This window comes from Burkholderia sp. LS-044 (assembly GCF_004803625.1).
In the GTDB taxonomy this organism is placed as follows: Bacteria; Pseudomonadota; Gammaproteobacteria; order Burkholderiales; family Burkholderiaceae; genus Burkholderia; species Burkholderia cepacia.
Map to the genome: position 1 here is coordinate 222475 of NZ_SSWO01000003.1, position 15148 is coordinate 237622.

Annotated in this window: 11 protein-coding genes; 5 read left to right on the plus strand and 6 right to left on the minus strand. The window is 68.0% G+C overall.

The window, feature by feature from the left end; genetic code table 11:
* Positions 1–43: 43 nt before the first annotated feature.
* The 6 genes from cls to dapC all read right to left on the minus strand — a co-directional run bounded on the left by cls (position 44) and on the right by dapC (position 6214).
* Positions 44–1483 carry a cardiolipin synthase gene (gene cls, locus E9536_RS09435; protein ID WP_059694711.1) on the minus strand — a complete coding sequence of 480 codons (1440 nt, stop codon included), beginning with the start codon at positions 1481–1483 and terminating at the stop codon, positions 44–46.
* A 108-nt stretch (positions 1484–1591) separates the two neighbouring features.
* Positions 1592–2500, minus strand: coding sequence for a 50S ribosomal protein L3 N(5)-glutamine methyltransferase (prmB, locus tag E9536_RS09440; RefSeq protein ID WP_060358392.1), 909 nt, complete (start codon positions 2498–2500; stop codon positions 1592–1594).
* 11 nt (positions 2501–2511) lie between these two features.
* Positions 2512–3651 (minus strand): succinyl-diaminopimelate desuccinylase, encoded by a 1140-nt coding sequence (gene dapE, locus E9536_RS09445; protein WP_060084331.1) that lies wholly within the window; start codon positions 3649–3651, stop codon positions 2512–2514.
* A 90-nt stretch (positions 3652–3741) separates the two neighbouring features.
* Positions 3742–4110, minus strand: coding sequence for an ArsC family reductase (locus E9536_RS09450; protein WP_006478478.1), 369 nt, complete (start codon positions 4108–4110; stop codon positions 3742–3744).
* Positions 4110–4937 carry a 2,3,4,5-tetrahydropyridine-2,6-dicarboxylate N-succinyltransferase gene (dapD, locus tag E9536_RS09455; RefSeq protein WP_014896723.1) on the minus strand — a complete coding sequence of 276 codons (828 nt, stop codon included), beginning with the start codon at positions 4935–4937 and terminating at the stop codon, positions 4110–4112. Before dapD ends, E9536_RS09450 begins: the two co-directional genes overlap by 1 nt.
* A 44-nt stretch (positions 4938–4981) precedes the next feature.
* Positions 4982–6214, minus strand: coding sequence for a succinyldiaminopimelate transaminase (gene dapC, locus E9536_RS09460; RefSeq protein WP_027787081.1), 1233 nt, complete (start codon positions 6212–6214; stop codon positions 4982–4984).
* A gap of 159 nt (positions 6215–6373) precedes the next feature.
* Here dapC and E9536_RS09465 point away from each other — a divergent pair, with 159 nt between their 5' ends.
* The 5 genes from E9536_RS09465 to def all read left to right on the plus strand — a co-directional run bounded on the left by E9536_RS09465 (position 6374) and on the right by def (position 15099).
* Entirely contained in the window at positions 6374–7315 is a 942-nt protein-coding gene (locus E9536_RS09465) for a DMT family transporter (RefSeq protein WP_136469774.1), read from the plus strand.
* Between the two features lie 139 nt (positions 7316–7454).
* Entirely contained in the window at positions 7455–10967 is a 3513-nt protein-coding gene (smc, locus tag E9536_RS09470) for a chromosome segregation protein SMC (RefSeq protein WP_027787083.1), read from the plus strand.
* 85 nt (positions 10968–11052) lie between these two features.
* Positions 11053–12327 carry a cell division protein ZipA C-terminal FtsZ-binding domain-containing protein gene (locus tag E9536_RS09475; protein ID WP_119337957.1) on the plus strand — a complete coding sequence of 425 codons (1275 nt, stop codon included), beginning with the start codon at positions 11053–11055 and terminating at the stop codon, positions 12325–12327.
* Between the two features lie 166 nt (positions 12328–12493).
* A complete protein-coding gene (gene ligA, locus E9536_RS09480; protein ID WP_027787085.1) occupies positions 12494–14569 on the plus strand; it encodes an NAD-dependent DNA ligase LigA in 2076 nt (691 codons plus the stop codon).
* Positions 14566–15099, plus strand: coding sequence for a peptide deformylase (gene def, locus E9536_RS09485; protein ID WP_059532269.1), 534 nt, complete (start codon positions 14566–14568; stop codon positions 15097–15099). The genes ligA and def overlap by 4 nt, the downstream gene beginning before the upstream one ends.
* Positions 15100–15148 lie beyond the last annotated feature (49 nt).

Genomic DNA, 15148 nt, shown 5'->3' on the forward strand with positions numbered 1-15148 from the left:
GGCGCCGGTGCGGGTCGCCCGCCCGCCGCCGCGGTCCCGGCCGTCAGAGGATCGGTGCGAACAGCCGCGCGACGTGCATCGCGATGCGTCGCCAGGCAGGCGAGCGGCGGTATTCGTTCGCATCGACCTCGTACGCCTGTGCGAAGTCGGCAACGAGCATCGTCTCGACCTCGTCGGCGAATGCGCGGTCGACGGTCAGCACCATGATCTCGAAATTGAGGCGGAACGAGCGGTTGTCGAGATTCGCGCTGCCGATCGCCGCCGCGATGCGGTCGATCAGCACGACCTTCTGGTGCAGGAAGCCGGGCCGGTAGCGGAATACCTTCACGCCTGCATCGATCAGATCGCGCGCGTACAGCTTCGACGCCTCGAATACCACGTAGTGATCGCGCCGGCTCGGAATCAGGATGCGCACGTCGACGCCGCGCATGACGGCGAGCTTCAGCGCGGAGATCACGGCTTCGTCGGGAACGAGGTACGGCGTGGTGATCCAGACCCGTTCGCGCGCGGCGTTGATCGCCTCGACGAAGAACAGCGAGCCCGTCTCCTGCTTGTCGGCCGGCCCCATCGGCACGGCGAGGCAATGCATGTTGTCGCCCGGCTGCGCGGGCGGCGGCATCGCGAGCGGCGGCAGCTTCTGCGTCGCCCAGTGCCAGTCTTCGGCGAACACGTACTGGATGCTCGCGACCACGGGGCCGCGTATCTCGATGTGCGTGTCGCGCCACGGCGACAGGCGCGGCTTCGCCCCGAGATATTCGACGCCGACGTTGTGGCCGCCGACGAACGCGCGATTGCCGTCGACGACGACGATCTTGCGGTGGTTGCGGAAGTTGAGCTGGAAACGGTTGACGAACTTCCGGTTGGTCGCGAACGGATGCACCTCGACGCCGCCCCGGCGCAATGTGTCGACGTAGCTGTGCGGCAAGTCGAAGCTGCCGATGCTGTCGTACAGGAGGCAGCAGCGCACGCCGGCTGCCGCACGCGCGAGCAGCGAGTCGCGCAGCATCCGGCCGAGCGCATCGTCGCGCACGATGAAGAACTGCACCACCACGTAATCGCGCGCGGCGTCGATTGCGGCCAGGATCGCCGAGAACGTCGCATCGCCGTTCACGAGCGTGCGCACCGAATTGCCGCCGAGGAACGGCATGCCGCCGAGCCGCGTGAGCGCGAGCACCGCGGCCTGGCCGATCGCGTCGGCGGCCGGCCCGTCGGTCGCATCGGTGCTGAGCCAGGGCGAGCGGGGTGTGTGCATGCGCAACATTTCCAGCTCGTGGCGCCTGGCGTCGACGTAGCCGGAGAACTTGCTGCGACCGAGGAACAGGTACGGAACGAGCGTCAGGTACGGCATGGCCGCAAGCGAGACGGCCCATGCGATCGCGCCTTGCGACGTGCGCGTGTTCATGATCGCGTGGCACGCCGCGACGATCCCGAGCACATGGATGGTCAGGATCAGGGTGCCGAGATGTAGCCAGTCGAGGGTCATGGGCGCGTGACGGACTCCTGAGGTCGCGCGGCCGGGCGGCCGCCTACGCGCATCTTACCCAACCGTGCGGCGCAATGGTGCGCCGCACGGCGGGCGGGCCGGAAAGGCTCAGGCCTTGCGCGGCAGGTCCGACGCCTGGATCAGGAAGACGGCGTCGTCGCCCGCGCTGGTGGGCAGCCACGTGAGTTCGAGGCCGCCGAACGCGGCTTCGACGTTCTCGCGCTCGTTGCCGATCTCGACGACGAGCACGCCGTCGTCGTGCAGCCAGCGATGGGCTTCGGCGACGATGCGTCGCACGATGTCCATCCCGTCATCGCCGCCCGCGAGCGCCATCTCCGGCTCGTGACGGTACTCGGGCGGCAGTGCGGCCATCGACGAGGCATTCACGTACGGCGGGTTCGTCAGGATCACGTCGTAACGCGTGCCCGGGTCGGTGCGGAACGCGGGCAGCGGTGCGTAGAGGTCGCCGTGGTGCAGTGCGACGCGGTCTTCGAGGCCGTAGTCGCGCACGTTGATCTCGGCGACTTCGAGGGCCTTGTCGGACAGGTCGACCGCGTCGATCTCGGCATTCGGGAACGCGCTCGCCGCGAGGATCGCGAGGCAGCCCGAGCCCGTGCACAGCTCGAGCACGGCGCCGACCTGTTCGGGATCGGCGACGTACGGCTGCAGCCCGTCGTCGAGCAGTTCGCCGATGAACGAGCGCGGCACGATCACACGTTCGTCGACATAGAAGCGATGGCCATGCATCCAGGCTTCATGCGTGAGGTACGCGGCCGGCACACGGTCGGTCGCGCGCCGTTCGATCACGGCGAGCACGGCCGCGATTTCGTCGGGCAGGAGCCGTGCGTCGAGGAACGGCTCGAGCGTGTCGAGCGGCAGTTCGAGCGTGCGCAGCACGAGGTAGGCCGCTTCGTCGTACGCGTTGTCGGAGCCGTGGCCGAACGCGAGCTTCGCCTTCGAGAAGCGCGTGACCGCGTAGCGCAGCAGGTCGCGAACAGTGGCAAAAGGTGTCGTCATGCGAGGCTCCATCAGGCGATCAGTTGTTCGAGCACGCGTCGGTACACGTTCTTCAGCGGATCGATGAAGCGCACTTCGATGTGCTCGTCGATCTTGTGGATGCTGCCGTTCGGCGGGCCGAACTCGATCACCTGCGGGCAGATGCGCGCGATGAAACGGCCGTCCGACGTGCCGCCCGTGGTCGACAGCTCGGTCGTGATGCCGGTCTCGGTGCGGATCGCGTTTTCCAGCGCGCCCGACAGCTCGCCACGCGGCGTGAGGAACGGCAGGCCGCTCACCGACCACTTCAGCGTGTATTCGAGGCCGTGCTTGTCGAGGATCGCGTGCACGCGCGCCTGCAGGCCCTCGACCGTGCTCGCGGTCGAGAAGCGGAAGTTGAACAGCAGGTCGGCGTGGCCGGGGATCACGTTGGTCGCGCCGGTGCCGGCGTGCAGGTTCGACACCTGCCAGGTGGTCGGCGGGAAGTATTCGTTGCCTTCGTCCCACTGCTCGGCGGCGAGCTCGGCGAGCGCCGGCGCGAGCAGGTGGATCGGGTTCTTCGCGAGGTGCGGATAGGCGATGTGGCCCTGTACGCCCTTGACGACCAGTTCGCCCGACATCGAGCCGCGGCGGCCGTTCTTGACGACGTCGCCGAGTTCGTTGGTCGACGTCGGTTCGCCGACGATGCAGTAGTCCATGCGTTCGCCGCGCGCTTCGAGCAGCTCGACGACCTTGACGGTGCCATCGGTGGCGGGGCCTTCCTCGTCGCTCGTGATCAGGAACGCGATCGCGCCGCGGTGGCCGGGGTGTGCCGCGACGAATTCCTCGGATGCGACGACGAACGCCGCGAGCGACGTCTTCATGTCGGCCGCGCCGCGGCCGTACAGCTTGCCGTCCCGATGGGCGGGGATGAACGGCGGCGAGCTCCATTGCTCGAGCGGGCCGGTCGGTACGACGTCGGTGTGGCCCGCGAAGGCGAGCAGCTTGCCGTCGCGGCCGTCGGCGCCGCGCTTGACGGCCCACAGGTTGGTCACGCCGTGCGACGCGATGGTCTCGCATTCGAAGCCGAGCGCGGCGAGGCGCTCGGTCAGGATCTGCTGGCAATGCTGGTCGTCGGGCGTGACGGACGCGCGGGCGATCAGCTGTTCGGTAAGGGCTAGGGTGGCGGACATGGTTCGGACCACTTTCGATAAAAAATGCCGGCGCGGTGGCCGGCAGCGACAAGACGTCGGGCTGCGCCGACAGGCGCAGCGCGGGCAGCCCTATGCGGCAAACAGCGCCGCGTATTGATCGGCCACGAAGCCGAGCGATTTCACGCGGCCGTTGACCACCAGCACGGGACGCTTGATGACCGACGGCTTGTGGATCATCAGCGCGACCGCGCCGGTCTTCGTTTCGGCGGCCGCCTTCATTGCGTCGTCGAGGCCGCGCCACGTGGTGCCGCGCTTGTTGACGAGTGCGTCGAGCGACACGTCCTTCAGCCAGTCTTCGATCAGCGGCGCGCTGACGCCGAGCTTCTTGAAGTCGTGGAACTCGAATTCGACGCCGTGATCGTCGAGCCACACGCGGGCCTTCTTCACGGTGTCGCAGTTCGGAATGCCGTAGACGACCACGGTGTGCGGCTTCGCCATCAGTCGCCTCGCAGCAGCTCGTTCAGGCCGACCTTCGCGCGCGTCTTCGCGTCGACCTTCTTGACGATCACCGCGCAATACAGGCTATGCGAGCCGTCCTTCGACGGCAGGTTGCCGGCGACGACGACCGAACCGGCCGGGATGCGGCCGTAGCTGACTTCGCCCGTCTCGCGATCGTAGATCTTCGTGCTCTGGCCGAGGTACACGCCCATCGAGATCACCGAGTTTTCCTCGACGATTACGCCTTCGACGACTTCCGAGCGGGCGCCGATGAAGCAGTTGTCTTCGATGATGACCGGGTTCGCCTGCAGCGGCTCGAGCACGCCGCCGATGCCGACGCCGCCCGACAGGTGCACGTTCTTGCCGATCTGCGCGCACGAACCGACCGTTGCCCACGTGTCGACCATCGTGCCTTCGTCGACGTACGCGCCGATGTTGGTGTACGACGGCATCAGCACGACGTTCTTCGCGATGAACGAGCCGCGGCGCGCGATGGCCGGCGGGACGACGCGGAAGCCGCCTGCGGCGAAATCTTCTGCCGTGTAGTTCGCGAACTTCGACGGCACCTTGTCGTAGAACTGCGAGTAGCCGCCGGCGGGCATCGGCGCGTTGTCCTCCAGGCGGAACGACAGCAGCACGGCCTTCTTCAGCCACTGGTGCACGGTCCAGTTGCCGTCGATCTTCTCGGCAACGCGCAGCGCGCCTTTGTCGAGCTGCTCGATCGCGTGCGCGACGGCTTCGCGGACGTCGGCCGGCGCGGCCTTCGGCGACAGCTCGGCGCGGTTGTCCCAGGCGGTATCGATGATTTGCTGAAGTTGTTGCGACATGTTCGTTTTCGCAGGAGATTGGATGGAATTGATCGGATGGACGATTACCGCGCGAGAGACCGGCAGAAATCGACGATACGTTGCGCGCCCTCGACGCATTCGGGGGTGCCCGCGACGAGCGCGATCCGGATGAAATCGCGGCCCGGATTCGTGCCGTGCGCATCGCGCGCCAGGTACGAGCCGGGCAGAACCGTCACATTATAGTCGGCGTACAGGCGACGGGCGAACTCGGTGTCCGACAGGCCGGTGCGCGACACGTTGGCCCACAGGTAGAACGCCGCGTCGGGCAGTTTCACGTCGATCACGTCGGCGAGCATCGGCGTGACCGTGTTGAACTTCTGCAGGTACAGCGCGCGGTTCTCGCGCACGTGCGCCTCGTCGTTCCACGCGGCGATGCTCGCGTGCTGCCAGACCGGCGAAAGTGCCGCGCCGTGGTACGTGCGGTACAGCAGGAATTTCTTCAGCAGCGCGGCGTCGCCGGCGACGAAACCCGAGCGCATGCCCGGCACGTTCGAGCGTTTCGACAGGCTCGACAGCATCACGAGCCGCTCGAAGCCGCGGCCGAGGCGGTGCGCGGCCTCGAGGCCGCCGAGCGGCGGTGCCGCTTCGTCGAAATAGATTTCCGAATAGCACTCGTCGGACGCGATCACGAAACCGTGGCGGTCGGACAGCGCGAACAGCTCGCGCCAGTCGTCGAGCGTCAGCACGGCGCCCGTCGGGTTGCCCGGCGAGCAGACGTACAGCAGCTGCGTGCGCGCCCAGACCGCGTCGGGCACCGACGCGTAGTCGCACGCGAAGTTGCGGGCCGGGTCGCTGTTCGCGAAATAGGGTTCGGCACCGGCCAGCAGCGCCGCGCCTTCGTAAATTTGATAGAAAGGATTCGGACAGAGTACGATCGCCTTCTCGCCCGTTTCGGACGGGCGTGCGTCGATCACCGTCTGGGCGAGCGAGAACAGCGCCTCGCGCGAGCCCGACACGGGCAGCACCTGCGTGGCCGGATCGATGGCCGGCAGCCCGTAGCGGCGCTCGAGCCAGTGCGCGATCGACGTACGCAGCGCGTCCGAGCCGGCGGTGGCCGGGTACGACGCGAGACCGTCGAGGGCGGCCACCACGGCGTCGCGGATCAGCGCCGGGGTCGCATGTTTGGGCTCGCCGATGCCGAAGCTGATCGGTTTGAGGGCGCCGGAAGGCGTCACGTCCTTGAACAGGGCGCGCAGCTTTTCGAAGGGATAGGGCTGGAGCGAGTCGAGTCGAGGGTTCACGGGCGAAGCGGCCATCGCGGCCGGTTGGAGCGAAAGAAGCGGCGGGCGCGCCGCGCGGCTGCGAACGGGCGCCGCGGGCGCACGGGTCGCAACGGACGATTATAGCGTGACGGAACGCGGTCACGGCCTGCCGGAACGGCGGCCGGGCCGGTCGAATAAAGGGTATCGAACCAAATGAATAACGCGGTACGCGGCAGCCTGCCGACGCTGGCCATCCTGATCGGCGCCTCGGTATGGGGCCTGATCTGGTATCCGCTGCGGATCCTTGCGTCGCTCGGCGTGACGGGCACGCTCGCGAGCGCGCTGACGAGCCTCGTCGCGTTCCTGTTCGTGATCGTCGCGCGGCACCGCACGATCGCGACGCTGCGCTGGCACTGGGTGCTGGCCGGCATCGCGGTGACGGCCGGCGTGACGAACCTCGGGTTCGTGTGGGGCACGATCCACGGCGAAGTGCTGCGCGTGATGCTGCTGTTCTACCTGACCCCCGCGTGGACCGCGATCTACGCGCACTTCCTGCTGCGCGAGCGGCTGACCTGGGCCGGCGCGGGGCTCGCGGCGCTGTCGATCGGCGGCGCGATGCTGATGCTGTGGTCGCCGGCGCTCGGCCTGCCGCTGCCGGCCAGCCCGGCCGAATGGGCCGGCCTCGCTGCCGGGCTGAGTTTCGCGATGAGCAACGTGCTCGTGATCAAGGCGAGCCGCGAACTGCCGGAGATGCGCGCGGAGATGCGCACCGCGACGCTGTTCGGCGGCGCGGCCGTGTTCGGCGCGATCGCGTCGCTGTTCGAGGGGCTGCCGGCTGCGCCGGCGGGCGGCCAGCTCGGTGTCGCCGCGCTGATCATCGTCGCGATCGGCGTGACGATGGCGTCGAACAACCTGCTCGTGCAGTACGGGCTCGCGCGTGTGCCGGCGAACCGTGCGTCGATCATCATGCTGTTCGAGATCGTGATCACCGCGCTGTCGGCGTGGGTGTTCGCGAACGAGCTGCCGACCGCGCGCGAGTGGGCGGGCGGCGCGTGCATCGTGCTGGCCACGCTGCTGTCGAGCCGGGTCCATCCTGCCGCGCCGGCACCGGACAAACCCGGCGACGGTCGGGACGGTGCACGCGCGATGGTATGATGGAAGCCGTTTGCGGGGCCCAACGCTGGATGCGCGCGGCCCCGCTTTTGAATTCCGGGGCGCGTCGCGCGCATGGGCCGTCCGGCCTCGCGCAGTGCGGCTCCGTCCGTTTCACACCTTCTTCACATCCGATACCGCCGTGCGTCTGAGCTCGATCAAACTCGCTGGCTTCAAATCCTTTGTCGATCCCACGCATTTCCAGGTTCCGGGCCAGCTTGTCGGCGTGGTGGGCCCGAACGGGTGCGGCAAGTCCAACATCATCGACGCCGTGCGCTGGGTGCTCGGCGAGTCGCGCGCTTCCGAGCTGCGCGGCGAGTCGATGCAGGACGTGATCTTCAACGGCTCGACCGCCCGCAAGCCCGGCAGCCGGGCCAGCGTCGAACTGATCTTCGACAACTCCGACGGCCGCGCGGCCGGCCAGTGGGGCCAGTACGGCGAGATCGCCGTGAAGCGCGTGCTCACGCGCGACGGCACGTCGAGTTACTACATCAACAACCTGCCGGCGCGTCGCCGCGACATCCAGGACATCTTCCTCGGCACGGGCCTCGGGCCGCGTGCGTACGCGATCATCGGGCAGGGCATGATCGCGCGGATCATCGAGGCGAAGCCGGAAGAGCTGCGCGTGTTCCTCGAGGAAGCCGCGGGCGTCTCGAAGTACAAGGAGCGCCGCCGCGAAACCGAGAACCGCCTGCACGACACGCGCGAGAACCTGACGCGCGTCGAGGACATCGTCCGCGAACTCGGTGCGAACCTCGAGAAGCTCGAGGCGCAGGCCGTCGTCGCGACCAAGTACAAGGAACTCGTCGCCGACGGCGAGGAGAAGCAGCGCCTGCTGTGGCTGCTGCGCAAGAACGAGGCCGCGGGCGAGCAGCAGAAGCAGCAGCGCGCGATCGAACAGGCGCAGATCGACCTCGAGGCGCAGACGGCGAAGCTGCGCGAGGTCGAGGCGCAGCTCGAGACGCTGCGTGTCGCGCATTACTCGGCGAGCGACGCGATGCAGGGCGCGCAGGGTTCGCTTTACGAGGCGAATGCCGAGGTGAGCCGCCTCGAAGCCGAGATCAAGTTCATCGTCGAATCGCGCAATCGCGTGCAGGCGCAGATCGCCGCGCTGAACGCGCAGCGCGAGCAATGGCGCGCGCAGGCCGAGAAGGCGCAGGACGAGCTCGAGGAAGCCGAGGAAGCGCGCGCGATGGCCGACGAGAAGGCCGCGCTCGCCGAAGACAACGCCGCCGCGAAGCACGACGCGCTGCCGGCGCTCGAAGCGAAATGGCGCGATGCGCAGGCGCAGCTCAACGACGAGCGCGCGCGGATCGCGCAGACCGAACAGTCGCTGAAACTCGAGGCCGCGCACCAGCGCAACGCCGACCAGCAGCTTCAGCAGCTTCAGCAGCGCCATGAGCGCCTGAAGAGCGAAGCGGGCGGGCTCGACGCGCCGGACGAGGCCCAGCTCGAAGAGCTGCGCATGCAGCTGGCCGAGCAGGAAGAGATCCTTGCCGAAGCGCAGGCGCGCCTCGCCGACGCGCAGGAAACGGTGCCGCGCCTCGATGGCGAACGCCGTGCCGCGCAGGAGCGCGTGCAGGCCGAGGCCGCGCAGATCCACCAGCTCGAGGCGCGTCTCGCCGCGTTGAAGCAACTGCAGGAAAACGTGCAGACCGAAGGCAAGGTGCAGCCGTGGCTCGACAAGCACGAGCTCGGCGCGCTGCCGCGCCTGTGGAAGAAGCTGCACGTCGAGGCCGGCTGGGAAGCGGCGCTCGAGGCCGTGCTGCGCGAGCGTCTCGCCGCGCTCGAAGTGTCGAATCTCGACTGGGTGAAGGCATTCGCGACCGATGCGCCGCCGGCAAAGCTCGCGTTCTATGCGCCGCCCGCGGCCGGCGAACCGCCCGCGGCCGTGGCGGGCCTGCGTCCGGTGCTGTCGCTCGTGCGCATCGACGATGCGGGCATCCGTGCGGTGCTGAACGACTGGCTCGGCAACGTGTATGTCGCCGACGACGTCGCACAGGCGCTCGCGACGCGCACGCAGCTGCCGGCAGGCGGCGCGTTCGTCGTCAAGGCCGGCCATGTCGTCACGCGCGTCGGCGTGCAGCTCTATGCCGCCGATTCGGAACAGGCCGGGATGCTGGCCCGCCAGCAGGAAATCGAAAACCTGACGCGCCAGGTGCGTGCGCAGGCGCTGCTCGCCGACGAGGCGCGCACGGCGGCCGTGCGCGCGGAAGCCGCGCACACGCAGGCCACGCAGGCGCTCGGCGACGTGCGCGCACAGGCCGAGCGTGCGACGCAACGCGTGCACGCGCTGCAGATGGACGTGCTGAAGCTCGCGCAGGCGCACGAACGTTACACGCAGCGCAGCACGCAGATCCGCGAGGAACTCGAGGAAATCGGCGCGCAGATCGAAGAGCAGCGCGCGATGCGCGCGGAATCGGAAGCGAATTTCGAACGTTTCGACGGCGAACTCGCGGAGCTGCAGGCGCGCTTCGAGGACAACCAGCTCGCATTCGAAGCGCTCGACGAATCGCTGACGCAGGCGCGTCAGGAAGCGCGTGACCTGGAGCGCGGCGCGAACGACGCACGCTTCGCCGCGCGCAACGCGGTGACGCGGATCGACGAACTCAAGCGCAGCATCCAGGTCGCGCACGAGCAGAGCGAACGTGTTGCCGGATCGCTGGAAGACGCACGCGCCGAACTCGAGACGATCAACGAGCAGACCGCGCACACGGGCCTGCAGGACGCGCTCGAAGTTCGTGCGGTGAAGGAAGAGGCGCTGCAGGCCGCGCGGATCGAACTCGACGACCTGACCGCGAAGCTGCGCGCGTCGGACGAGCAGCGGCTCGTCGCCGAGCGCTCGCTGCAGCCGCTGCGCGACCGCATCACCGAATTGCAGTTGAAGGAGCAGGCCGCGCGCCTGGCGGTCGAGCAGTTCGCCGAGCAACTGACCGCGGCCGAGGTCGACGAGGAAGCGCTGCGCGAGAAGCTCACGCCGGATCTGAAGCCGTCGTACCTGCAAGGCGAGGTCACGCGCCTGAACAACGCGATCAATGCGCTCGGCCCGGTGAACATGGCCGCGCTCGACGAGCTGAAGGCCGCGAGCGAGCGCAAGGTGTTCCTCGATGCGCAGTCGGCCGACCTGATCGACGCGATCACGACGCTCGAGGACGCGATCCACAAGATCGACCAGGAAACCCGCACGCTGCTGCAAGGCACCTTCGACGAGGTCAACCGTCACTTCAGCGACCTGTTCCCGCGCCTGTTCGGCGGCGGCCAGGCGAAGCTGATCATGACGGGCGACGAGATCCTCGATGCCGGCGTGCAGGTGATGGCGCAGCCGCCCGGCAAGAAGAACGCGACGATTCACCTGCTGTCGGGCGGCGAGAAGGCGCTGACCGCGACCGCACTGGTGTTCGCGATGTTCCAGCTCAATCCGGCGCCGTTCTGTCTGCTCGACGAGGTCGACGCGCCGCTCGACGACGCGAACACCGAGCGTTTCGCGAATCTCGTGCGCGCGATGTCCGACAAGACGCAGTTCCTGTTCATCTCGCACAACAAGATCGCGATGGAGATGGCGCAGCAGCTGATCGGCGTGACGATGCAGGAGCAGGGCGTGTCGCGGATCGTCGCGGTGGACATGGAAACCGCCGCGGGTTTTGCCCAGAATTGACGTTTGACGAAACCGGACCGCGTTCGCGCGGCGCATGGGCGCCCGTTCGCGGTTCCGACGAACAAGAATTGCTGATGGAGCGTGCATGGACGAGTTGACACTCGGTTTGATCGGCGCGGGCGCCGTCGTGGTGGGCGGCGTCGTGGTCTACAACGCATGGCAGGGCGCGAAGGTGCGGCGCAGGATGCCGCGCCCGATGCCGGAGGAAGCGGCCGAGGCGATGAACCGCCCCGAGCGCGACGAAGAGTTGCCGTTCATCGAGCCGGTGCGTCAGCCGGTGCGGCGCGAGCCTGCGGCGCCGGCTGCTGCGGCTGCCGCGTCGGCGGAAGTCGCGCGCGTCGAGCCGACCTTCGGCGGTGCGGCGCCTGCCGACATGCCGGCCGATCTGCAGGCCGAGGCGACCGGCGTCGAGTCGCCGGCCGAGCCGGTCGACGCGGTTGCCGGCGAAGACACCGTGCCGGCCGCCGCGCACGACACGCACGCTGAAGCGGCCGAGCCGGTCGAACCCGTGCTGCCGGCCGCGACGACGATCTCGTCGGCACCGCCGGCGATCGTCGACCGCCGGATCGACTGCATCGTGCCGATCCGCCTCACCGGTTTGCTGCCGGGCGACAAGATCCTGCCGGCCGCGCAGCGGCTGCGCCGCGCGGGCAGCAAGCCCGTGCATATCGAAGGCAAGCCCGAAGGCGGCCAGTGGGAGCTGCTGCAGAACGGCGTGCGCTACGAGGAACTGCGCGCGGCCGCGCAGCTCGCGAACCGCAGCGGCGCGCTGAACGAGCTCGAGTTCTCCGAATTCGTGACGGGCGTCCAGCAGTTCGCCGACGCGATCGACGGCGCGCCGGAATTCCCGGACATGATGGAAACGGTCGCGATGGCGCGCGAACTCGACGCGTTTGCCGCGCAATGCGACGCCCAGTTGTCGATCAACGTGATGTCGGACGGCGCGCCGTGGTCGGCGAACTACGTGCAGGCGGTCGCGTCGCAGGACGGGCTGCTGCTGTCGCGCGACGGCACGCGTTTCGTGAAGCTCGACGCGAAGCAGAACCCGGTGTTCATGCTGCAGTTCGGCGACACGAACTTCCTGCGTGACGACCTCACGTACAAGGGCGGCAACATGATCACGCTGGTGCTCGACGTGCCCGTCGCCGAAGAGGACATCCTGCCGTTCCGGCTGATGTGCGACTACGCGAAGTCGCTGTCCGAACGGATCGGTGCGCGGGTCGTCGACGATTCGCGCCGGCCGCTGCCGGAATCGACGCTCGTCGCGATCGACCAGCAACTGATGAAGCTGTACGCGAAGCTCGAGGAAGCCGGCATCCCGGCCGGTTCGCCGGTCACGCGCCGCCTCTTCAGCCAGTAACGCGAGCGCACGGGCGGCGGGCTTCGGGGCCGCCGTTCGTCGCTGCGGCGCACACCTCGCTGTTTGCGCTGCAGCACGCGCATCGGGCGCGTTTTGCGCGCCCCGCCACGGCGGCAAACTGAGATAATCGGGCATCCGATTTTCTCAGAACGAATCTGCCGCCAGCATGGCCCGAACCCAAGCCGAACCGCCAGCCAGCCAGCCCGACGCGCGCGCCGCATGGCTGCGCGACCAACTCGAGCGGGCGAACTACGCCTACTACGTGCTCGATCAGCCGGATCTGCCCGACGCCGAGTACGACCGACTGTTTCGCGAGTTGCAGCAGCTCGAAACCGATCATCCCGAACTCGTGACGCCCGATTCGCCGACGCAACGCGTGGGCGGCGAGGCGGCCGGCGGCTTCACGCCGGTCGTCCACGACGCGCCGATGCTGTCGCTGAACAACGGCTTTGCCGACGAGGACATCGTCGCGTTCGACAAGCGCGTCGCCGATGCGCTCGACAAGGCGACCGATCTCGCCGGTTCGGTGACGGAGCCGGTCGACTACGCGTGCGAACTGAAGTTCGACGGTCTCGCGATCTCGCTGCGTTACGAGCAGGGCGTATTCGTGCAGGCGTCGACGCGCGGCGACGGCACGACCGGCGAGGACGTGACCGAGAACGTGCGCACGATCCGCTCGATTCCGCTGAAGCTGAAGGGCAAGAACGTGCCGGCCGTACTCGACGTGCGCGGCGAGGTACTGATGTTCAAGCGCGATTTCGCACGCCTGAACGAACGCCAGCGCGCGGCCGAGCAGCGCGAATTCGCGAACCCGCGCAACGCGGCGGCCGGCAGCCTGCGCCAGCTCGACTCGAAGATCACCGCGCAGCGTCCGCTGTCGTTCTTCGCGTACGGGATCGGCGTGCTCGACGGGATGCCGATGCCCGATACGCACAGCGCGCTGCTCGACTGGTACGAGTCGCTCGGCCTGCCCGTGAACCGCGAGCGCGCGGTCGTGCAGGGCGCCGAGGGCTTGCTCGACTTCTTCCGCAAGGTCGGCGAGAAGCGCGAGTCGCTGCCCTACGACATCGACGGTGTCGTCTACAAGGTCAACCGGCGTGACGAGCAGGAGCGCCTCGGTTTCGTGTCGCGTGCGCCGCGCTTCGCGCTTGCTCACAAGTTCCCCGCGCAGGAAGCGCTGACGAAGCTCGTCGCGATCGACGTGCAGGTCGGGCGCACCGGCGCGATCACACCGGTCGCGCGCCTCGAGCCGGTGTTTGTCGGCGGGGCGACGGTGACCAACGCGACGCTGCACAACGAGGACGAGGTGCGCCGCAAGGACATCCGGATTGGCGATACCGTGATCGTGCGCCGCGCCGGCGATGTGATCCCCGAGGTGGTCGGTGCGCTGCTCGACCGGCGCCCGGCCGATGCGGCCGAATTCGTGATGCCGACCGAATGCCCGGTGTGCGGCTCGAAGATCGAGCGCCTGCCGGACGAGGCGATCGCGCGCTGCACGGGCGGCCTGTTCTGCCCGGCGCAGCGCAAGCAGGCGCTGTGGCACTTCGCGCAGCGCCGCGCGCTCGACATCGACGGTCTCGGCGAGAAGATCATCGACCAGCTCGTCGAACTGAATCTCGTGCGCACGCCGGCCGACCTGTTCAATCTCGGCTTTGCGACGCTCGCCGAGCTCGACCGGTTTGCCGAGAAGTCCGCACAGAACCTGCTCGACTCGCTCGAGAAGGCGAAGCACACGACGCTCGCGCGCTTCATCTACGGGCTCGGTATCCGCCACGTGGGCGAATCGACCGCGAAGGATCTCGCGAAGCATTTCGGCTCGCTCACGCCGATCATGGACGCGTCGATCGAAGAGCTGCTCGAAGTCAACGACGTCGGGCCGATCGTCGCCGAGTCGATTCATCAGTTCTTCGCGGAAGAGCACAACCGGACCGTGATCGAGCAGTTGCGCGCACCGGGCAAGGTGACGTGGCCGGAAGGGCCGCCCGCGCCGAAGGCGCCGCAGGGCGTGCTGGCCGGCAAGACCGTCGTGCTGACGGGCACGCTGCCGACGCTCACGCGCGATGCCGCGAAGGAAATGCTCGAAGCGGCGGGCGCGAAGGTGGCCGGTTCGGTATCGAAGAAGACGGATTACGTGGTCGCGGGCGCCGAAGCCGGCAGCAAGCTCGCGAAGGCCGAGGAACTCGGCATCCCCGTGCTGGACGAAGACGGCCTGCACCAACTCCTGGAGGGCAATACGCCATGATTCGCGAGATCCTGAAGATGGGCGATCCGCGCCTGCTCGAAGTCGCCAAGCCGGTCGAGCGGTTCGATACACCCGAGCTGCACGAGATCGTCGCGGACATGTTCGAGACGATGCACCATGCGAACGGCGCCGGCCTGGCCGCGCCGCAGATCGGCGTCGGGCTGCAGATCATCATCTTCGGCTTCGGCAACAACAACCGCTACCCGGAAGCGCCGCCGGTGCCCGAGACCGTGCTGATCAACCCGAAGGTCGAATACATGCCGCCGGACATGGAGGAGGGCTGGGAAGGCTGCCTGTCGGTGCCGGGCATGCGCGGCGTCGTCAGCCGCTACGCGAAGGTGCGCTACAGCGGCTTCGACCAGTTCGGCGAGAAGATCGATCGTGTCGCCGACGGTTTTCACGCACGTGTCGTCCAGCACGAATACGACCACCTGATCGGCAAGCTGTATCCGATGCGGATCACCGATTTCACGCGCTTCGGCTTCACGGAAGTGCTGTTCCCGGGGCTCGATCCGGCTTCCGACGACTGATCCCTCTGCTTTCCCGGTTTCTCGCAGACAAGAAAAAGCCCGCTTGCGC